Here is a 19,776-nt window from a genome sequence, read left to right as displayed (position 1 = left end):
GTCGCGCGGTGCGGCGCGGCCGTCGGCGAGCAAGACGATCACGGAATCGCCAGGGGACACAACCTTCCGCCTGGGCGGGCCCGGCGCTGGCGGATTTCCGGCGTCGCGTTGGTCGGATCAGTCGTGTTTTGCCTCGTAGCGCAGCAGGACCGTGCCGCCCGGGAAGGTGCGGTTCTCCAGCAGTCGCAGTGAGATCCATGACGGCAGTGTCGGGAAGAACGGTGTGCCGCCGCCAACTGCGGTGGGCGCGATCACGATCCGGTACTCATCCACCAGTCCGGCCCGCACGATCGGTGCGGCCAGCGTCGCGCCGGCCACCTCCAGCCTGCCGTCGGTTTCGGCTTTCAGCTTCGTTACCACCTCGACCGGGTCGCCGCGTTCCAGGCGGGAGTTCCAGTCGACCGACTCCAGGGTGCGCGAGAACACGACCTTGGGCATGTCGCGCCAGATGTGCGCGAAGTCGACGATCAGCGGGGTGGCGCCCGGGGCCTTGTCGGCGGTCGGCCAGTACGCGGACATCAGTTCGTAGAGCCGCCGCCCGTAGAACGATAGGGCGGTCTCCCGCTCGAAGTCGTTCCAGTACTGGTGCAGTTCTTCGCTCGGATCGGACCAGTCGATGTTGCCCTGTGCGTCGGCGATGTACCCGTCCACCGATACGTTGAAGCCATAGATGAGTCTGCCCATGCAGATCAGACTGCACCTGAGAGCAGAACTCATCGCGACGCCACACGAGATATTGCGGTCATTTGTCGCGACCTCCCAGTTCAATCGAGTGGGCCGCAACCAGTATGGGATTGCTGCCCGAATCGGCATTTCGGATATCTTGTGCCCCAGTGCATTTCGGCTCATTATCTGCGCGCACAGCGGCATGATCGGATGCTGCTCCACCGAAACGACGAAGCTTTGTGCCGTGGAGATGCAACAATCCCGGCATGACGCTCAATCGAAAACCGGGCGACTACACCCTGAAATCCGATGGTGTCAGCCCTGACTACCTGCGTGTGCTTCCCGACGGCCGTCAAGAGCAGGCGCAGTGCGAGGCGGGATTGGTGGCCTATCAGGTGGGTCCGGGGGTAGTCATCTGCGGACGTCCCGGACTCGAATTCCCAGTATCCATATCGTTCCCATTGGTCGAAGTGCGCCCCGACGAGCCGGGTGGCGGAGATTCGACTGGTGTCCGCGAACCTCGCCGCCCCGTTCCACCGAGCCCGAACCTGCGTGGGGTCCAGAACATCCCGCCCGACTCCGACCCGATCAGTCTGCGCGGCACCGACCACTAGGCCGACCGAGAAGACAGGGAGCGGTTGCCGCCCACGGGAACGAGTCTCACGAAATCAGATAACGCAGCCGTTGCTAACGCGCGGTATGCGGTGAGCTTGCAGGGCGAATTCCTGAACCGTGCGGAAAGGTATCGGCTAGAGGCGTATCGCGGTGCGGACGAGGTCGGCGACGGCTTTGGATCTGCTGTGCGGTGGCCAGGCGATGACGGTCGTGACCGCAGGCGCGTCGGGTACCGGCACGATGGCGTGCTTGTCGCGCAAGTGGGTTCGGATGGACTCGGGCATGACCGCACAGGTCCGGCCGAGCGCGATCAGTTGGGTCAACTGGGTATGGTCGCGAACCTGCGGGCCGGGGCCGTCCGGATAGCTCCCATCCTGTCGAGGCCAGCGAGGCGACGGCAGGTCGGTCAAGGCGGAAACCTCGGCCAAAGATATATGGGCCCGGTTGGCGAGATGGTGCCCTGCGGGCAGGACCACGACCTGCTGTTCGGTGTGCAGGTCCTCGGTGTCGAGTCCGGTTGTCGGGTCGAAGGGCCGGTGGAGCAGGGCAACGTCGGCGCGTCCGTCACGCAGGAGTCTCCCCTGTTCGCCGGGCCCGCACAGCAGCACCTCGACGGCGACGGCGCCCGGTTCGGCGGCGTAGGCGTCGAGCAGCTTCGACAACAGTTCGTTGGACGCTCCGGCCTTGGTGGCCAGCACCACGCCCGGCCGGTCGGCGGCGGCACGTCGAGTGCGGCGCTCCGCGGCTTCGACCGCGTCGAGCGCGGCCCGCGCCTCCCGCAGCAGCACCGCCCCGGCTTCGGTCAAAGTGATTGCGCGAGAGGTGCGGTGCAGCAGCATCACTCCGAGCCGCCGCTCGAGCTGCTGGATCGCCCGAGACAGTGGTGGTTGCGCCATCGCGAGCCGCTGTGCCGCCCGCCCGAAGTGCAACTCCTCGGCGACGGCGACGAAGTATCGCAACTCCCGCGTCTCCACCGTCGCATGGTACGTCGACCGATACCTGTACGGTATGGCCGCCTACCCGGTCGGTCTTGGACGCCCTGCCGGTGTTCATATCAGGATCGACGATATGAGTGCACAGACGATCGCGCTGGTGACCGGCGCGAACAAAGGAATCGGATACGAGATCGCGGCGGGCCTCGGCGCCCTCGGCTGGCGAATCGGTGTGGGCGCGCGGGATTCGCGGCGCCGCGACACCGCGGTGGAGAAGCTGCGCGCGGCCGGAACCGATGCGTTCGGTGTACCGCTCGACGTGACCGACGACGCGAGCGTGGCCGCCGCGGCCGAGCTCATCGCCGACCGAGCCGGAGGCCTCGACGTCCTCGTCAACAACGCGGCGATCACCGGCGGTATGCCACAGACGCCCACCACGGTCGATCCCGCGACCGTGCGAACTGCCGTGGAAACCAACGTGATCGGCGTCATCCGCGTCACCAACGCGATGCTGCCCATGCTGCGCGGCTCGGCAGCACCGCGAATCGTGAACATGTCCAGCAGCGTCGGCTCGCTCACCCTGCAGACCACGCCCGGCAGCGAGACCGGCCCGATTTCCGCCGCGTACTCGCCGTCGAAGACCTTCCTCAACGCCGTCACCGTCCAATACGCAAAAGAACTGAGCGACACCAACATCCTGATCAACTGCGGCTGCCCCGGCTACACCGCCACCGACCTCAACGGCTTCCGCGGCCACCGCACCCCCGCACAGGGCGCGGCCATCGCGATTCACCTCGCGACCCTCCCCGATGACGGACCGACCGGCGGATTCTTCGACGACGCCGGAACAGTGCCCTGGTGATCGAACACGCCGCCCACGAGGGCGATGGTCGCCGCCGGGTATCGTTTGAAAGCCTCTGTCACAGAGCCGATCTCAACGCTCGAACAACGCCCGCGCAGCGCCGATACCGAATGTTCACGATCCCCAATGGATCTCCCAAACTCCGGCGTCTCCTTCGTGGATGCCTTCGAAGTAGATGTGATGCACATCGACGCCGCCGTACCACTGCGACTGCTCGCGAGTGCTTCGCTCCGTCTCGGCGATGGCGGCGGCAAGATCACGCACCGTGAACCACTTCCCGTTCGGCGCTCGGTGCTCGACGGGGTCACCCAACCCACGCAAGTTCAGCACGGGCACGGTCAGGACGACGTGGTCGAACTCGTCGACGGTCAAGTCACGAAAATGTCCATCCTCGAACACCTCCAGTGCGAACGTGATTCCCGTGATCGCGGCGGTCGCTGTCGCGCGCCGATTAGCCAGGTTCGCCGCGATCTTCTCGGTCGGCTCCGTCAGCTCGATCGCCAACGTCCCGGACAACCTATTGAAAAACTCCAGTGACATACGAGGACTCTGGCATGGAGTACCGACACCTCACGCCGGCAACCGAGCGTCGATCGCACAAATCGGCATGTTCATTCATTGAAATGCCATGCTGCCCCACCACTTTGAATGTTTGCTCAACGCGCGACCATCGAAAATATCGGATGTTACTGCGCCGCAACCGGTCTCGCCGAAAACCACCACCGTCCGGGTCCGAGATCGGTTGGTACCGGCCGGAACCCAGCATTTCCCACCGGCGCAACGTATCTGGCGCGCGCTGCGCTGACACCGGAGTGTCGGACCCTGTCGTTACGGTGCGGACATGGCAGAGCTACCAAGTAATTCAGTCCTGGTCCGCACGTGGTTCGGTGATGACCGCGCGTGGGGTTCGCTGGTCCGAGAGGTCCTGACACCCAGCAAAGAGGGGTTCCGGGCCTATTCGACGCTGGTGAACGACCCGGAGTTCGAGGGCCTGAGCCCCGAAGCGTTGAAGGCGATGCAACCAGGTGGGGCGATCGTGTCATTCCTCGCCGACGAGCTCACCCTCACCCACCCCGAGCATCCCATCCTGGCCGTCTGGGTCCTGCCATCCCAGCATGACGACCACAGCGACTACAGGCCGTTCCGGGTCGTGCCCGCCCAGCTGTGGAACGTGGAGAACAACATCAACCTCTCGAATATGGACTGGGAGGACTACGCGAACAGGGTGGACACCGACGGCACCTACCGGGGGGAAACGGTTGCGGCGGAATCGGATTTCGAGTTCAGCGTGCGGCGCATCATGGCTGAACAGCTGGCGCATCTCACCCCGGGTGCCGCCGAATCGATTCGCAAAGCCGAATCTCCGGACGAGATCGCGGGTATGGCTATCATCTCCCGCGAGCAGGATCCCCGGTCTGTCCGCGAGCAGTTGGCCGCGCTGAGGTCCTATCCCGCGGCACTGTCCTGGGATTGGGTCGCCGCCTTCGATATCGAGCACGCTGACGATCGTCGAGCCGACTACATCAAAGCGTTCCTGGAAGAGATCGGTGAGCACGCGTTTGCCCTCGGAACGGTACTGGCGTCGCTGAATTCCGGCGGAGATTACCACCTGGTCTTCGTGACACCGACGCAGTTCGACGAGCTCTCGCGGCTTTTCACCGCATGCGGGATGCGCGCTGAAAGCGTGCGGCGTGGCTGCTGGACGCAGTCCTTCACCTCGGAGCAGAGTGCCGCGATCAGAGCCTGGGCCCGAGCCAACGGCGCGAGGACCATAGCCCGCGGGAGGGTGATTTCGGCGACGTTCGTCAAAAGTCCCGGCGCACCCGAGGAGACCGAACCGGACCGGCTCACCTGACGCGTCGGTTCGGCGCCCAGAAATCCCCGCCCACCGGGGACGGGATGCCGCAGGCATGTTGGTGCGTTGAGGGCCATGCGGCCCAACCCGCGAGCACGAGCAGGGCGGTCCGACTCGAATCCTTCGGCGGCCCTGAGGTATTGACCGTCCAGGACGTGCCCGAACCACAGGCGGTCGATGATCGCACCGCCGCCACGCTCTCGATCGCGGGCAGTACCGCGGCCGCCGCGCTGGACGTCCTCCACCTCGGTCCGCAGGACACGGTGCTGATCGGCGGCGCGGGCGGCGGGGTCGGTGTATTCGCCGTCCAGCTGGCCCGAATCGCGGGCGCACGAGTCATCGGGACCGGGTCGCCGTCGACAGCGGAGTATCTGCGAAGCCTCGGCGCCGAACCGGTCGTGTACGGCGACGGTCTGGCCGCCAGGGTCCGCGACCTCGATGGTGGTCCCGTCACCGCGGCACTGGATCTGCACGGGACAGACACGGTGCACGTCGCCCGCGAGCTGGGAGTTCCGGATAGTCGTATCTGCACCATCGCGGCCGTGGTCGAGGGGGTCCCGGCCGCCAACGGAGCCAACGCCGCGCCCGACGCTCTCGACAACATCGCGCGCCTTGTCGCATCCGGTCAGCTGCGGGTACCCATCGCCGCGACCTCTCCGGTCGAAGACATCCGTGCGGCAGTCGAACTCCAAGCGTCCCGGCACGTCCGCGGCAAGGTCGTGATCGACCTCTGAGCGGACGACTGGACTCTGGCTGCGGCCGATCCACCAGACGGGCAGATCCACCAACCGCCTACGAGCGCAACGCGGTCGCCTCCGCTGCGTCGGCCGCCGCCCGGCCGGTGGTCGGCTCCTGAACGCGCCCCTGCATGACGGCGAGTCGGGTGAGCAGGGTCTGCGCGAGGGCGGCATGGAGGGCGGCACTCCCCCGCTGGACGAAATACACGGTGAGCAGCGCTACGACACCGATGATCGTGTGGAAGACCGTCCGGTTGTCGGCGGTGTCCGCACCCATGATCGTCTCGACGACGATGTCATGGCTGTCGCCGTAGGGGATGAACCTGCCCCAGAACCAGTACGTCAAGCCACCCAGCGCCATCGCCCACCACACGATCGGCAATACGAACGTGATGATCGCGATCGGCAGGTTGACGACGGCGTATAACAGGTCCAGCCAGCTCTGCCCTTGCCTGATCGGTGCGCTGATCCGATGCAACCATCCCGCCCCCTCCGGCGCCCGGGCGTACCGGGGCCGTGGTGTCGCCTCGCCCGTCAGCTGCTGAAGGCGTACGCGCTCGATATCGGCGAAGCCGCGTGCGACCAACAGCGTCAGCGCGAGCAGCGGAATCCCGATGAAAATCACCGCCGTGCCGAGGCTCGCCGCGAAAAGGGGTACAAGGAGGCTGAAATTGACCACTGCGAGGGGCAGTCCCAGGAACGTGTATGCGAAGTCGAGGCCCATGCGCCGGATAATTGTCACGCAGACAACGCTAGGGCCGCGCCCGTCGAGATCCATCCAACTCTGGTAGGGGGCGACATACCCTTCGAGGGTGATGGCGACCGGCTAATACCGACCTGTCACTCGTCCAGATACGCAACGGATTTCGGCCCGCTGCACGCATCTAGGGCAGCGGCGCACCGCTGACAAGGTGAGGCAGGCCGAGATCCGATTCCCGCCAGCATCGTCAGTAGACGAAGATCAAAATCCATTGGCATGGATGACACGGACAGCGAACTGCTTGCCCATCTCGACGCCGCGGCCACCGGGTTCGGTGATCGTCTCCGGATGGTGCCGCCGACTCACTGGGACCATCCCACACCTTGCACCGAATGGAATGTCAGCCAGTTGGTCGACCACATGATCCAGGGAAACGACATCTACGTGGCCATGTTGCGCGGGGCCAGCGCCGCGGAGTTCATGGCGCGCCTGGGTCAGGAAGTGGGCCACGACGACCCGGTGACCGCCTACGAGGTGGCCGTCGAGCAGTGCCGGGCGGCGTTCCGCGTCGAAGGCGCGCTCGACCGCATCGTCGACTACCCGTTCGGCCCGGTGCCCGGGCGACAGTTGCTGGGGTTGTATGTGGTGGACGCCGTCGTGCACACCTGGGATCTGGCCCGCGCGGTTGGGCTCGACGAGCACCTGGACCCGAAGACCGTGCGGTGGATCCTCGACAACTTCGAATGGATCTATCACGAAGTTTCCGAGAGCCCGCTCACCGACGGCCACCGGTATTACGGACCGCATACGCACACCGCGGTACCGGCGACGTCTCAGCAAGTCCGGCTTCTGCACATGATGGGCCGCGAACCGTAGTCGTCCGAGGACGCCAGCAATTCACGCCCGGTCGCCAGCGGGGAACTCGCGATCGATAGCTTGCCGTAGATCGAATTCATATTCTTCGGCAAGCCTTCTGCCCATGCACGGAACCGCGAATATGGCAACTGGGGATCTCAACTGGGGAAAAGTAGTAAAAGACTGAATTACGTCGGTCCGTGATCGATAATCCGAAGGGTTCCACAGGCACTCTCGCTCGGCGGTGAACCATGCAAACCGAATCCTTCGGTGAACCTCTCGATTATCTCGTCATCGGCGCGGGCCCGGGCGGTCTGCAGCTCGGGCAGGCGCTGGACGCCGCAGGACACTCCTATCGGATACTGGAATCCGGCGCCGGGCCGGGCACCTTTTTCACGACCTTCCCGCGCCACCGGACTCTGATTTCCATCAACAAACGGCATACCGGCAGCACCGATCCGGAGCTGAATATGCGAATGGACTGGAACTCGCTGCTCTCGCCGGATCCGGAGTTGCTGTTCACCCGGTACAGTCCGGAATACTTTCCCACCGCCGACGATTTCGTGCGCTACCTCGCGGATTTCACCGATAAGCTCGGCCTGTCCGTATCCTATCGCACGCGGGTGACGCGGATCCGGCGCGCGAAAAACGGATTCGTCGCCACGGACCAGCACGGCGCCGAATATCGAGCACGGCGGTTGGTGATGGCAACCGGACTTGTTCCGAATATTCCCACTATTCCTGGAATCGAGATGGCGGAGCACTATGCCACCGCAACGGTCGATCCGGCGGATTTCACCGATCAGCGGGTGCTGATCATCGGCAAGGGCAATTCGGCCTTCGAGACCGCGGACAACCTGATCGCCTCCGCCGCGGTAATCCACGTCGCGGGGCGCAGCTCCGTCCGCATGGCGTGGAATACCCACTACGTCGGCCATTTGCGCGCGGTGAACAACAACTTCCTCGACACCTACCAGCTCAAATCACAGAACGCGCTGCTCGACGGCAACGTGGTGTCGATCGACCGCGACGACGCCGGCTACCTGGTGCACTTCAGCTTCTCGCGCGCCGACGAGCTGATCAAACCGCTGCGCTACGACCGGGTGTTGGTGTGCACCGGATTCCGTTTCGACCCTTCGATTTTCGATCGGGACTGCCGCCCGCGCCTGGTCATCGACGACCGCTTTCCCGAGCTGACCGCCGCCTACGAATCGGTCGACGTGCCGGGCATGTACTTCGCGGGCACCCTGGTTCAGCAGCGCGATTTCAAAAGGTCGACCGGCGGGTTTATCCACGGATTCCGTTACGCCGCACGAGCTTTGGCGAACATCCTGGGCGAGCGGTATCACGGCAGGGCCTGGCCGCGCCGCGAGATCGCCGCCACCGCATCGGCGCTGGCGGATGCGGTGGTGGCGCGGGTCAACCGTAGTTCGGCGCTGTGGCAACAGTTCGGGGTTATCGGGGATGTGCTCCTGTTTCCGCCGGACGGCCCCGCGCAGTATCTCGAGGAGGTTCCCGTTGACTACGCGCACGAAAACGATTACGGCTGCGACTATTTCACCATCACCCTGGAATACGGGCCCGATCACGACAAGGTCGATCCGTTCGACATAACGGTGCGGCGCACCGCCCAGAACGCACCGGAACAGGCGGTCGACGCGGCATATCTGCACCCGGTGATCCGGCATCGAGGCAGTGGCGCCGTGCACCACATGGCGGAAAATCTGGAGAACGAGTGGAACGATCCGCGGGCCCACCGCGCGCCGCTCACCGAATTCTTCGCCGCGATCCTCGCGTCCACGGCCGCGCCGAGCCGGTGATCCGCGATGATCGACCTGCCGAATCCGTTGAACCTGCGCGAAATCGAGTACGCGGCGCGAGCCGTGCTCGACCCGGTCTACGTCGACTACATCGCGGGCGGGGCCCGGGACGAACTCACCCTGCGCGAGAACGAGGCGGCCTTCACCCGGCTGCGGCTGCTGCCGAGAATGCTGCGCGGCGCGAGCAAGCGCGAGCTGAACACCACCCTGCTCGGCAGCCGATCGAGTATGCCGATCCTGGTGTCGCCCACCGCATTTCATAAACTCGTCCATCCCGATGGGGAGCTGGCGACGGCTCGGGCCGCCGCGGCGGCGGATACGATCATGATCGTCGCGATGGCGGCGACGGTGGCGGTGGACCAGGTGGCCGCCGCCGCAAGGGCCGTCGCCGGCGACCGCGCGACCCTGTGGTTCCAGCTGTATATCCAACCGGATCTGGAACTCACCGAGATCCTCGTGCGGCGGGCCACGGCCGCGGGGTGCGCGGCGCTCGTCGTCACCGTGGACTCGCCGGCGCGCGGCACCAACGAACGCAATGTGCGCAACGGTTTCACCGATCTGCCGCCGGGCTTGGCCTGCGAGAATCTGCGCGATATGCGCGACGGTGAGCCCGGCCTGGTCCGGCAGATCGTCATGTCGCCGGAGATCTCGTGGTCGCATATCGACTGGCTGCGCCAGATCACCTCGCTGCCGATCGTGCTCAAGGGACTACTGCATCCGGAGGACGTGCGTGAGGCCGTTCGGCGCGGTGTCGATGGCCTGCTGCTTTCCAATCACGGTGGGCGGCAACTGGATACCGTGCCGTCGACCATCGAGCTGCTACCCGAGGTGGTGGCCGCCGTCGGCGGGCGAATTCCGGTGCTGCTCGACGGCGGGGTGCGGCGCGGCACCGATGTGGCGAAGGCGCTGGCGCTCGGCGCGGCCGCGGTCGGCATCGGCCGTCCCGTGCTGTGGGGGCTGGCCGCCGGCGGCGAAACCGGTGTGCGGCAGGTGCTGGAACTGCTGCGCGAGGAATTCGACGACGCGTTGACCCTGTGCGGCGGTGCGATACCGCGCGACCTGACACCCGATCTGGTCCGCGAGGTATCGCGATGAACGCCCGCTGGGCTCTTCTCGCCGTGCCGGTGGTGGTCGGTCTGCCGTACTGGCTGCCGCCCGCCGTTGTCGCGCTGCGGGTGCGGATCTTCGCCGCGATCAACGGCGATACCGGTATGACGACGCCGAGCGCCGACCTGCCGATCGCCGGATTCAAGCGGTTGTACGGACATCCGGCCGCCAACGGCCGCAGCAGGGGTGCGGCGCTGTCGGACCTGTTCTGGTACTGGCTGGCGCCGGGCGCCGAAGTCCACCAGGAACATTTGGAGCCGGGCCCGCGCTACGACGACGTCGCCAGAACCACCCGGCGGATACTGGCGCGGCTCGGCAAACCGGAATGGGCCGAACTGGTCGGCCGCTGCACCCGCCGGGTGCTGGACGAATACGACACCGACGGCCGGATCCGCTCGGTCCGGCTGCGGGATCTGATGATGCCGATCTGGGCCGAGGTGTACTACGAACTGGTTTTCCGGCAACCGTGTCCCGTCGGCGCCCGAGATCTCATCACCGGCAATGCCGACGATGTGGTCAGCTCGCTGAAATGCACTCGGCTGCGCCACATGGACCGACGTGCCCGGCTCACGGCCTATCTGCGCAAGCGGATAGCCGCCGACCGGCCGCCGGAACCGCTCCCGGCCACCCTCTCGCCGGACGAGCAGGCGTATTACCTGCAGGGCACCTTCTTCAATACGGCGGTGGTGCAGATGTCCGAGGCGATGGCACATCTGCTGCTGGCCATCGCCACCCATCCCGCCGTGCAGGAACGTCTCTCCGCCGCACCGGACGACGAGTACCTGGACCGCGTCATCGACGAAACGCTCTGGCATTATCCACTTTTCGGCATCGCGCACCGGATAACGACCGCGGAGATAGCGAGCACCGCGGATCATCCCGTCATACCGTCGGGGTCGGTGCTGCTGTTCGACTATCCGCGCTATCAGCAGGGCGCCGGTCACCAGGAGTTCGATCCCGATCGCTGGATCGCACCGGAATCCAAACCGCCGCACTATATTCCGTTCGGCATCCCGGCCAACCGGCCCTGCCCCGCGCGCGGCTTCGCCACCCTCACCATGCGGGTGTGCGCACGAGAGGTGCTGCGCCGCTACCGGTTGGACTCCGCGGCGCAACACACTCGATCGCTGCCCAATCGCGGGCCGTGTTTACTCACCCCGCGTGCGATTGGAACACGCAGGCCGACAGCGCGATTGATGCTGATGCGGTTGTGTGATCGCTGGGAATCCTTGCCGCGCAGCATGATCCAGCTGGTGTACGGCAGCTGGATGGTCTGGGACGCGCGGCGCAAGCAGTTGTGCGGCAACTACTTCGCCGATCGAGAGGTTGGTGTGTCGTGAACGTTGGTGAACTCGCGCCGGTGTTCTTCGTCGCCGCCGTGGTGATCCTGTTGTTCTGCCGACTCGTTTCGTATGCCCTCAATCGGTTCGGGCAGCCCGCGGTGGTCGGCGAGATGATCGCCGGGGTACTTCTCGGCCCCTCGGTATTCGGGCTGCTCGCGCCCGGTCTGTCGGAGCGCCTCTTTCCCGGTGAGCTACGTCCGGTGCTGTACGTCGCGGGGCAGATCGGCGTGGTGGCGTTGATGTTTCACGCCGGATACGAGTTCCGTAAACATGCCGGGCGCGGACTGGCAGCGAGTGCGATCGCGATCTCGGCGGCGGGCGTACTGGTTCCGTTCGTACTCGGCCTGGCATTGGCGCTGGGCGCGAAGGGGCGGGTCGGGATCTTCGTGGACGGGGTTCCGCTCGGGGTGACGGTCGCGTTCGTCGCCGTCGCGCTGGCCATCACCGCCTTTCCCATGCTGGCCAGGATCATCACCGAAACCGGCATATCGGGGACCAGATACGGTTCGCTGTCATTGGCCGCGGGCGCGACCGATGACGTGGTCGCCTGGATCATGCTCGCCGGTGTGCTGAGCGCCGCGGCGGGCCGGGCCCGGCCCATCATGCTCGCGATCGGTGGCGGGCTGATATTCGTCGCGGTGTTGCTGCTGGTCATCCGCCGCGTGCTCGGCTGGTGCCTGTCCCGGCCGGGCTGGAACGACGAGTCACGACTGTTGGTGACGGTCGCCGTGCTGTTCGCGGGCGCGTGGTTCACCGATGTGATCGGTCTGTACGCGGTGTTCGGCGCATTCTGCGTCGGCATGGCGATGCCGCGCGACGAAGCCGCCGAACACGTTGTGCACAGCACACATTCGGTGACGCGGGTGATCTTCCTGCCCATGTTCTTCACCTACTCGGGCCTGCAAACCAGATTCGATCTCTTCACCGAGCCGGCCGTGCTGGTATTCGGCATCGCCGCCGTCGCGGTGGCCGTGGTCGGCAAATTCGGCGGCTGCTGGCTCGCCGCCCGCCTGCGCGGCGAACCCAATTCGGTCGCGCTGCGCATCGGCGCCCTGATGAACGCCAGGGGTCTCATGCAGCTCGTCGCCCTCAATGTCGGACTGCAAGCCGGCATCGTCTCCGCCGAACTCTTCGCCGCCCTCGTCCTGGTCGCCCTCGTCACCACCACCATGACGGTCCCCGTCCTGAACTGGCTGGAGCGACGAGAAGTCAAGTCGCGCAAGTTGATCGAGGACCAGGTCGCGGCGGGGTCGCGCAGAGCGCTCTCGGCAGTACGAGAGGACACGTAACCGGCTCTACCGCGGCAGCAGCCGGTCGACCCAGTCGAGCCAGCTGTCATCGTCCGGGTTGATCATCCGGAAGCTGCCGCCGTCCTTGTACTCCCACCAGGCGAATCCCAGCCCTTTGTTCTTGAACAGGGCCACGTAATCATCGATGAAGTCGTTATGCCCCTTCTTCGCGGAGGCGATGCCGAATTCGCCGATCCACAGCGGCAATCCGACGGTTCGAGTCAGATCGAGTTGCACATTCAGATGAGCTTCGAGGTCGGCGGTATGTCCGGGCTTGTATTCGGTGAAATCGTTGGGCCCGTTGTTTTCGTTGCCCTGTGACGCGTTCGGGGTTGTCGCGGATCCGTCATCGCCGTAGCCTTCACCCGCCCCGCCCGGGTAGTAGTCGTGGATGGACCAGATCAAGTTGAGCGCGTTGTTCGGATTGTTGTTGAACGGCGTGAACGCCGAGCTCGGCACTTTGGCGTCCCCGTAGGAGGGTTCGAGCATGATGCTCGCATTCTTGTCCTTGGCCCGGATCGCGTCGACGACCTTCGCGTAACCCCGCATCAGCCCGTTCGGATCGGCCGGATCGTGGTAGGGCTCATTGATCGGGTCGTATGCGGCTATCGCGGTCTCGTTGGCGTACTCGCCGGCGAGGTATTGCAGGAAGCCGAGACCGTCGGCCACGGCTTGGTCGAATGCCGGGAGATCCTTATTGGGCCCCTTCATAGTCCACGCCGGAAATCGTCCCTTACCGTCGTTATTGCCCCCGTATAGGTGGATGCAGTCCAATACGACGTACAGCCCCTCATCCTTCGCATACCCCACCGCCTTCTTCAGAGTATCGAATGCGGTTTTGTTCCACTGAGCCTGCTGCGGCTCGAAATCGTCCCAGAACAACACCATTCGCACCGCGGTGAACCCCTTGCGGCGGATCTCGTGATAAGTCCCCTGCGACCATGTATCCGTCGTCTTCGGATCCCAAATCGGTTGAACATTGGGCCCGAACAACGTGACCGGGCCGCTACTGTTGACGAACGGTTGTCCCGGAGTCGCATGCAATCGCTCCGGTTGCGGCGCGGCACCGGCCTCGCCGGATATCGCAAAACTACTGGCTACCAACAGGATTCCGGCCAACAGGGAGACTGATCGACGCACGGAAGCTCCTTTCCGGACAAAGCTACCCGAGGTAGAGATCATGAAGCCGCGCGTCGGCAGAGGGCAAGAACGCCATCCCCAGTTCTGGGGGGTCAGTCAGTGATCGTGAAGGTTCCCGCGAGTGCGGCGGAGGTCATGCCGGGGCATTTCTGGCCCGGGGCGGGGGTCACCGCATTGACATCGGTGGCCGTTTTGCCCTGGTAGTTTCCGGTGCGGATCCGGGTCGGGAACACGCCGGGCCGGGATCCGTCGTCCTTGTTCTTCGCCCGCCCCTCGGCGCCGACCTCGCTGGTGGAGCCGTCGGACCAGGTGATCGTCCCCTTGCTGGTGTTATCGGTGGTCTCCCCGCCGCAACTGGCGGTCTCGGTACCGTCGTCGGTCTCGCTGACCGGAGTCGGTTGCCCCTGATCGACGGCCGTGCCGGTGCAATTGCCGAACTTTATTTTGTCGGTCCAATGCACTTTCGCCGGCGAGGCGCCGATTCCCTGTCCGTCCCAGGTGACGGTGCCGGTCTCATCGCAAGCGAGCACAACAGCGGCGTTGGCGGTCCCCGCGAGCGGCACCCAGGCCAGCGCACAGAATGCGGAAGTGGTCAGCACGACCAATCGTGAATTGATCATGGCTCATGAAGTTAGCAGCACCGCACCGCGGCAACACGCATTCACCGCACTCGAAATCAGGATCGATACGGCCATTCCACCGATGAGGTCCAGAAATCTCCCCCTCGCCTTCGGCACAAATCGCCTGAATTTCCAGCGAATTTCCGGCCGAGCGGCATCCCTCATTCGAGAGCATGACTCGGATAGAGTCGCGGGCTATGACGATCAGCCAGGCGACCGGCTGCGACACGGCCGAGTCCGGCCTTCCAGCACAGAAATTCGCGATAATCGACGGACTGGACCTGAACGAGGGTATGGACCTATTGGCGGCAGCGGTCGACGAGATTCACTGGTTGGACCGTTCGCCGTTTTTGGCCGCATCCGCTCGCCCGGCCTTCGATGCCGGACGCGGGCCCGAACTGTATACGGTCGCACCGTTTTCGAATGCCGATGGGTGTGGTACTGCGGCCGGGCGCGGGGTGTGCGTGGCGTTCGCCCCCGAACACGGCCCCTCGGCCCGCGATTGGGCCGCGGCCAGAGATTTGCCATTACTGGCGCCCGACCCGGCGGCGTCGGCGATCGCGGCCGACAAACTCGACGCGATGGCATTGTTCGCCGAAGCCGATGTCGAAACACCGGAATTCGTGCGGGTGCCGTCGAACGATCGTGCCGCCGCGAGACAGTACTGGCTCGACGGCTGGCAGGCAGCGGTGGTGCAGCGTCGGGAGAACAATCTGATCGGCAGAGGCACCCGTTCGGCGCGCGATCACCGGGAATTGCAGGAATGCCTGGATGACTGGGCCGGAAGGGAATTGAGAGTGGCCCGGTACGTCGACGGTCCCTCGGTGACCGTCACCGCGTGCGTCGCCGGGAACGCGACGATCGTATCGGCCGTGTCACATCAACTGGTCGGCATCCCCGGTTTGACCACCGTCTGGGGCGCGCACTGCGGCAATCAGCTCATCGCACCCGCCGATCTGCCCGACGGCAGCTACGAGGCCATCCGCGCGGCCGCGGCTCGAGTAGGAGATCGGCTGCGCCGCCGCGGATTTCGCGGAATTTTCGGTCTGGATCTGGTGCTGGAACGGAATCGGCCGCTGGCCATCGAAATCAATCCCCGATTCCAGACGGTCGTGTCGTTGGTGCAGGCGGTCGAACAATGCGCGGGCCTATTGCCGTGTCTCGGTCTGCACGTACTCACCTGCCTGCTGCCGGAGTTGCCGGTCCAGACCGTCACGGCGCCGGTGCCGACGCTCGGCCAACTGGTGGTGCATGCCGACCGGGACCGGCGGCTGGGCGCACTGCCGGAATCCGGAACATACCGGCTGATCGACGATATCCCGGTGCCCGGCGAAACCCGTTGTCTGACAGATCTTTCGGCCGGACACGCACTGCTGTGGGCGCAGACCGAATCCGGAACGGAGGTGCGGCTGGGAGACGAGCTCGTGCTGATCCAAATCGCCGAACCCGTAGCGAGCTTGCGGGCACACCCGCGACTCACCCCGGCCGCGGCCGAATGGGTAACCGCCGTAACCGCCTACGTCGAGGGGTCGTGATGCCGAGCCTGCCGCCGCTGACCCTGCCGGACGACCAGATGCGTGCGGCGGGTCACCGCGGCATCGAGCTGATCATCGAGCGCATGAACGCAGGTGAGCTCGGACCGGTGCTCATCCGCCGATCCCGCCGAGACCTCGAAAGGGATTGGGATGAGCCCATTCCCGAACACGGCCAGGATCTGGTGGGGCTGTTGGAGCGACTGGCCGCCGATACGCTGCCATCGGGTATGCACTCCGACCATCCGCGGTGTTTCGCCTTCGTGCCGACCTCCGGTAACTATCCGGCGGTGCTCGCGGACGCGCTCGCGGCAGCGTTTCTGTCGGTGCCGGGGGCATGGCTGGTCGGCTCCGGGCCCACCCAACTGGAATTGGTCACGCTGCGTTGGCTGCGCGAATTACTCGGCCTCGACGCGGGTTTCGGTGGATTGTTCGTCTCCGGCGGCTCGATGGCGAACCTCACGGCATTGACCGTGGCACGGGACAGCCTGCTCGGCGGCGATCTCACCGGGGCGCGGGCCTACTGCTCGACCCAGGCACACCCCTCGATCGCCCGCGCGCTCCACATCATCGGCATCGGACGTGACCAGCTCGTGGTCCTGCCGCCCGACGACCGGCTCCGGCTGGACCCGGCTCGGTTGGCCGAACGGATTCGGCAAGACCGCGACGCTGGATTGCGCCCGTTTCTGGTCGTCGCGACGGTCGGCACCACCAGCACCGGCGCGGTGGATCCGCTGGAGGACCTCGCCGACATCTGCGGACGATATGGATTGTGGCTGCACGCCGACGGCGCCTTCGGCGCGGCGGCCGCGGCCACCGCCCGCGGCCGCCGCATGACCACGGGCCTGAACCGTGTCGATTCGCTGACCCTCGATCCGCACAAATGGCTCTTCCAGCCCTACGAACTCGGCTGTGTCCTGCTGCGCCGACCCGAGCGGTTGAAGGAAACCTTCGCGATGGCCCGGCACTTTCTCGACACCGGCTACCTCGCGGTCGCCGAATCCGATGGGCGAGAACCCAATCTGTCCGACTACGGCCCGCAACAAACCCGCGGGCTGCGCGCGCTCAAACTGTGGTTGTCGTTGAAAACCTTCGGCGCCAACGCTTTCCGCGACGCCATCGACCAAGGGATCGCGCTCGCCGAGCACGCGGCCACCGTCATCGCCCACCATCCCGATCTCGAACCGGCCAGCGAGCCGGGGCTGGGTGTGGTCACCTTCCGGTACCGTCCGCCAGGCGTCGCACCCGGCCACGACCTCGATTCTTTCCAGGCCGAGCTGGCCGACACGGTGCTGAAGGCCGGGTTCGCCATGATCACCACCACCGTGGTGCGCGGCGAGACCGTGTTGCGCATGTGCACGATCAACCCGCGGACCAGCATCCGGCACGTCGAGGACACCCTCGATCACGTCGCCGAATGCGGCCGGACCCGCGCCGCGCGGATCAACGCCGCGGCGGCTGGCCCGAAATAGTAAGGCATCGAATGGATTTCGCGAATTGGCTGCCACGGTCGGTGGCCGCCCACCGGGAATGGACCGGCCGCTGGCCGGATTTCGCCGCCCATCCGGCATGTGCGGTGGACGAGGAACGGCTCGGCGACGCCTTCGCCGAACTCGCCGGGCGGCTGCGTGACACCTACCCGTTCTTTCATCCGCGCTACGTCGGACAGATGCTCAAGCCGCCGCATCCGGTCGCGGCCCTCGGCTATCTGACTGCGATGCTGGCCAATCCCAACAACCATGCGCTGGACGGCGGTCCGGCGACCGCCGCGTTGGAGCGGGAGGTCATCGAACAGCTGGCCGCCATGTTCGGGTTGCCGATTCCCTTCGGCCACTTGACATCCAGCGGCACTCTCGGAAACCTGCAGGCGCTCTACGTCGCTCGCGAAAGCCATCCGAGCGCGGGTGTCGCGTTCAGCGCCGACGCCCATTACACCCATGCCCGAATGTGTCACGTCCTGAATATTCCGGCCTACCCCGTCGCGGTCGACGAACGCGGCCGCCTGGACCTCGCAGCGCTCGAGCAGACGTTGCGCACCGGACGGGTCGGCACGGTGGTCGTGACCGTCGGCACCACCGCATTGGGTGCGGTCGACCCGGTGCACGAGATCCTCCCCCTCGCCCGTCGTCACGGGGTCCGGGTTCATGTCGATGCCGCCTACGGGGGCTTCCACAAGACAATCGCGGAAAGCGATGCCTCGATTCTCGATCCGGCTCCGTGGCGGGCCATCGGAGACTGCGACTCGGTCGTCGTCGACCCGCACAAACATGGACTGCAACCTTATGGCTGCGGGGCCGTGCTGTATCGCGACGCCGAGGTCGGCCGCTTCTTCCTGCACGACTCCCCTTACACCTATTTCACGTCCGGCGAGCTGCATCCCGGCGAGTTGAGCCTCGAGTGTTCGCGATCCGGCGCGGCCGCCGCGGCACTGTGGCTCACATTGCGGGTCTTCCCACTCACCCCCGACGGCCTGGGCGCGGTACTGACCCCTGGTCGGCAGGCCGCATTGCGCTGGGCGGCGGAATTGCGCCACGACCCGGTGTTGCGGCTGTATCAGGAGCCGGACCTCGATATCGTCACCTACTACCCCGCCCAGCCGCGAACCCTAACCGCATTGGACGCCGCATCCGCCGCTCTCATGACAGCGGGCATGACCGACACCGATCCGGTCTATGTGGCGTTACTGCGTGTGCGGGCAAACGATTTCGCGCTCCGCGATACCGGTGTGACGCCCGATCGCCCGGACGCTCGCATCCTCCGCAGCGTGCTGATGAAACCGGAAAGCCTTTCGGCTACACCGGAACTGCTCTTCCGGCTGCGCGAGTTGGCGCGGAAGTACAGCTCGGGCCCGGACTCTCGGATCGGCTCTGTGAAAGCACCACGGCGATAGGGCTTTTCACCCGATCCGACCGGCGTGCGGGCGGCACCGAATCGCATTGGCCACGAAAAACCTTGCCGTTGACACGGATTCGTAGGACGTCATATGATTGGCAGACCACTTGGGCAGACGAGTCGATCCGGGACCGTCGGTCGAGGCTGGCGAGTCGTCCGGGACCACCAGTCATTCCACACCCCCTTGGCAACCGTAACGGTTTGCGCCGTGCGCTGCCATGGGTCTTTATTCACCGTGTTTCACGAATGAAGGTATTTAAATGGAAGCACTGCTGGAATTATCCCCTCGCTTTGTGAGCTCGGATACGGTCGAAACCGATATCGAATTCTCCGGTCCTTATGATTTGCACCGAGCGAACGCATGCCGAGAATCCGCGTACTGCGTGTATGGCACGGATGCCTGTTTCGGCACCGCCTGATAACCCGACGAGAGAAAATTACTTTGTCATGACAACTCTGCTCGAGCTGGCCCCGCGATGCGCGGGCTCGGATACAGTCGAAGCGGATATCGAATTCCCCGACACACTTCAGTTGCACGAGGTGAACGCATGCCTCACCAGCTGCTATTGCGGGACCGATTCGGCGTACTGCTACCACAGCTGTATCGCACCGACCAACGAGTGAAAGATATTTGAAATGAAAACCCTGCTTGAACTGGCTCCCCGCGATGCGGGCTCGACCACGGTCGAACCGGATATCACCTTCGGCGATGTCGATCAGCTGTACGCGGTCGCATGTCCGCACACCAGCTATTGCGATCCGGAATCGTGGGGTTGCATCGGCACCGGCCATTTCGAATTCAATTGATTGA

The 19,776-nt window shown here is 65.1% G+C and carries 20 protein-coding genes and 1 pseudogene; 15 read left to right on the top strand and 6 right to left on the bottom strand.

Going from position 1 to position 19,776, the window contains the following annotated elements:
- Positions 1-117 precede the first annotated feature (117 nt).
- Positions 118-684 (bottom strand): dihydrofolate reductase family protein, encoded by a 567-nt coding sequence (locus F5544_RS09135; protein ID WP_167472787.1) that lies wholly within the window; start codon positions 682-684, stop codon positions 118-120.
- Positions 685-932: 248 nt separating this feature from the next.
- Between F5544_RS09135 and F5544_RS09130 the strand changes: the two genes are divergently transcribed.
- Positions 933-1,280: a hypothetical protein gene (locus F5544_RS09130; protein ID WP_167472786.1), complete on the top strand. Its 348-nt coding sequence runs from the start codon at positions 933-935 to the stop codon at positions 1,278-1,280.
- A gap of 135 nt (positions 1,281-1,415) precedes the next feature.
- Here the strand turns inward: F5544_RS09130 and F5544_RS09125 are convergent, their stop codons facing one another.
- Positions 1,416-2,255 (bottom strand): LysR family transcriptional regulator, encoded by an 840-nt coding sequence (locus F5544_RS09125; protein ID WP_167472785.1) that lies wholly within the window; start codon positions 2,253-2,255, stop codon positions 1,416-1,418.
- A 94-nt stretch (positions 2,256-2,349) separates the two neighbouring features.
- Between F5544_RS09125 and F5544_RS09120 the strand changes: the two genes are divergently transcribed.
- The gene (locus F5544_RS09120) at positions 2,350-3,075 is read left to right on the top strand and encodes an SDR family oxidoreductase (protein WP_167472784.1); all 726 of its coding nucleotides are present in this window, start codon (positions 2,350-2,352) and stop codon (positions 3,073-3,075) included.
- Between the two features lie 114 nt (positions 3,076-3,189).
- Here the strand turns inward: F5544_RS09120 and F5544_RS09115 are convergent, their stop codons facing one another.
- Complete coding sequence (locus F5544_RS09115) at positions 3,190-3,579, bottom strand: hypothetical protein (protein ID WP_167472783.1); 390 nt, start codon at positions 3,577-3,579, stop codon at positions 3,190-3,192.
- 337 nt (positions 3,580-3,916) lie between these two features.
- On the opposite strand from F5544_RS09115, the gene F5544_RS09110 reads away from it, so the two are divergent.
- Both F5544_RS09110 and F5544_RS09105 read left to right on the top strand, forming a co-directional pair.
- Complete coding sequence (locus tag F5544_RS09110) at positions 3,917-4,930, top strand: DUF6630 family protein (RefSeq protein WP_167472782.1); 1,014 nt, start codon at positions 3,917-3,919, stop codon at positions 4,928-4,930.
- A gap of 164 nt (positions 4,931-5,094) precedes the next feature.
- Positions 5,095-5,664, top strand: a pseudogene (locus tag F5544_RS09105) (zinc-binding dehydrogenase); the annotation flags it as partial.
- A gap of 58 nt (positions 5,665-5,722) precedes the next feature.
- On the opposite strand, the gene F5544_RS09100 reads toward F5544_RS09105, so the two are convergent.
- On the bottom strand, positions 5,723-6,391 hold the full coding sequence (locus tag F5544_RS09100; RefSeq protein ID WP_167472780.1) for a sensor domain-containing protein: 669 nt from the start codon (positions 6,389-6,391) through the stop codon (positions 5,723-5,725).
- Between the two features lie 252 nt (positions 6,392-6,643).
- Here F5544_RS09100 and F5544_RS09095 point away from each other — a divergent pair, with 252 nt between their 5' ends.
- The 5 genes from F5544_RS09095 (at position 6,644) to F5544_RS09075 (ending at position 12,781) form a co-directional block, all read left to right on the top strand.
- Positions 6,644-7,243: a TIGR03086 family metal-binding protein gene (locus F5544_RS09095; protein ID WP_167472779.1), complete on the top strand. Its 600-nt coding sequence runs from the start codon at positions 6,644-6,646 to the stop codon at positions 7,241-7,243.
- 230 nt (positions 7,244-7,473) lie between these two features.
- Positions 7,474-9,042 (top strand): NAD(P)-binding domain-containing protein, encoded by a 1,569-nt coding sequence (locus F5544_RS09090; RefSeq protein ID WP_167472778.1) that lies wholly within the window; start codon positions 7,474-7,476, stop codon positions 9,040-9,042.
- A 6-nt stretch (positions 9,043-9,048) separates the two neighbouring features.
- Positions 9,049-10,137 (top strand): alpha-hydroxy acid oxidase, encoded by a 1,089-nt coding sequence (locus F5544_RS09085; protein WP_167472777.1) that lies wholly within the window; start codon positions 9,049-9,051, stop codon positions 10,135-10,137.
- On the top strand, positions 10,134-11,489 hold the full coding sequence (locus tag F5544_RS09080; protein ID WP_167472776.1) for a cytochrome P450: 1,356 nt from the start codon (positions 10,134-10,136) through the stop codon (positions 11,487-11,489). Before F5544_RS09085 ends, F5544_RS09080 begins: the two co-directional genes overlap by 4 nt.
- Complete coding sequence (locus tag F5544_RS09075; protein ID WP_167472775.1) at positions 11,486-12,781, top strand: cation:proton antiporter; 1,296 nt, start codon at positions 11,486-11,488, stop codon at positions 12,779-12,781. The genes F5544_RS09080 and F5544_RS09075 overlap by 4 nt, the downstream gene beginning before the upstream one ends.
- Positions 12,782-12,787: 6 nt before the next feature.
- On the opposite strand, the gene F5544_RS09070 is transcribed toward F5544_RS09075, so the two are convergent.
- Together F5544_RS09070 and F5544_RS09065 are read right to left on the bottom strand one after the other, a co-directional pair.
- On the bottom strand, positions 12,788-13,921 hold the full coding sequence (locus F5544_RS09070) for a glycoside hydrolase family 5 protein (protein ID WP_167472774.1): 1,134 nt from the start codon (positions 13,919-13,921) through the stop codon (positions 12,788-12,790).
- 92 nt (positions 13,922-14,013) lie between these two features.
- Positions 14,014-14,541 (bottom strand): hypothetical protein, encoded by a 528-nt coding sequence (locus F5544_RS09065; RefSeq protein ID WP_167472773.1) that lies wholly within the window; start codon positions 14,539-14,541, stop codon positions 14,014-14,016.
- A gap of 197 nt (positions 14,542-14,738) precedes the next feature.
- Here F5544_RS09065 and F5544_RS09060 point away from each other — a divergent pair, with 197 nt between their 5' ends.
- The 6 genes from F5544_RS09060 (at position 14,739) to F5544_RS09035 (ending at position 19,772) form a co-directional block, all read left to right on the top strand.
- Positions 14,739-16,076, top strand: a complete 1,338-nt coding sequence (locus F5544_RS09060; protein WP_167472772.1) for an ATP-grasp domain-containing protein — start codon at positions 14,739-14,741, stop codon at positions 16,074-16,076.
- The gene (locus F5544_RS09055; protein ID WP_203217507.1) at positions 16,076-17,545 is read left to right on the top strand and encodes a pyridoxal phosphate-dependent decarboxylase family protein; all 1,470 of its coding nucleotides are present in this window, start codon (positions 16,076-16,078) and stop codon (positions 17,543-17,545) included. The genes F5544_RS09060 and F5544_RS09055 overlap by 1 nt, the downstream gene beginning before the upstream one ends.
- An 11-nt stretch (positions 17,546-17,556) precedes the next feature.
- Positions 17,557-18,963, top strand: a complete 1,407-nt coding sequence (locus F5544_RS09050; protein WP_167472771.1) for a pyridoxal phosphate-dependent decarboxylase family protein — start codon at positions 17,557-17,559, stop codon at positions 18,961-18,963.
- 262 nt (positions 18,964-19,225) lie between these two features.
- The gene (locus tag F5544_RS09045; protein ID WP_167472770.1) at positions 19,226-19,384 is read left to right on the top strand and encodes a hypothetical protein; all 159 of its coding nucleotides are present in this window, start codon (positions 19,226-19,228) and stop codon (positions 19,382-19,384) included.
- 28 nt (positions 19,385-19,412) lie between these two features.
- A complete protein-coding gene (locus F5544_RS09040; protein WP_167472769.1) occupies positions 19,413-19,589 on the top strand; it encodes a hypothetical protein in 177 nt (58 codons plus the stop codon).
- Between the two features lie 12 nt (positions 19,590-19,601).
- Positions 19,602-19,772 carry a hypothetical protein gene (locus F5544_RS09035; protein ID WP_167472768.1) on the top strand — a complete coding sequence of 57 codons (171 nt, stop codon included), beginning with the start codon at positions 19,602-19,604 and terminating at the stop codon, positions 19,770-19,772.
- Positions 19,773-19,776: the final 4 nt, after the last annotated feature.

The organism is Nocardia arthritidis (genome assembly GCF_011801145.1).
In the GTDB taxonomy this organism is placed as follows: domain Bacteria; phylum Actinomycetota; class Actinomycetes; order Mycobacteriales; family Mycobacteriaceae; genus Nocardia; species Nocardia arthritidis_A.
The sequence above is the reverse complement of the archived record's forward strand: the minus strand, read 5'-3'. Positions and strand labels throughout refer to the sequence as shown.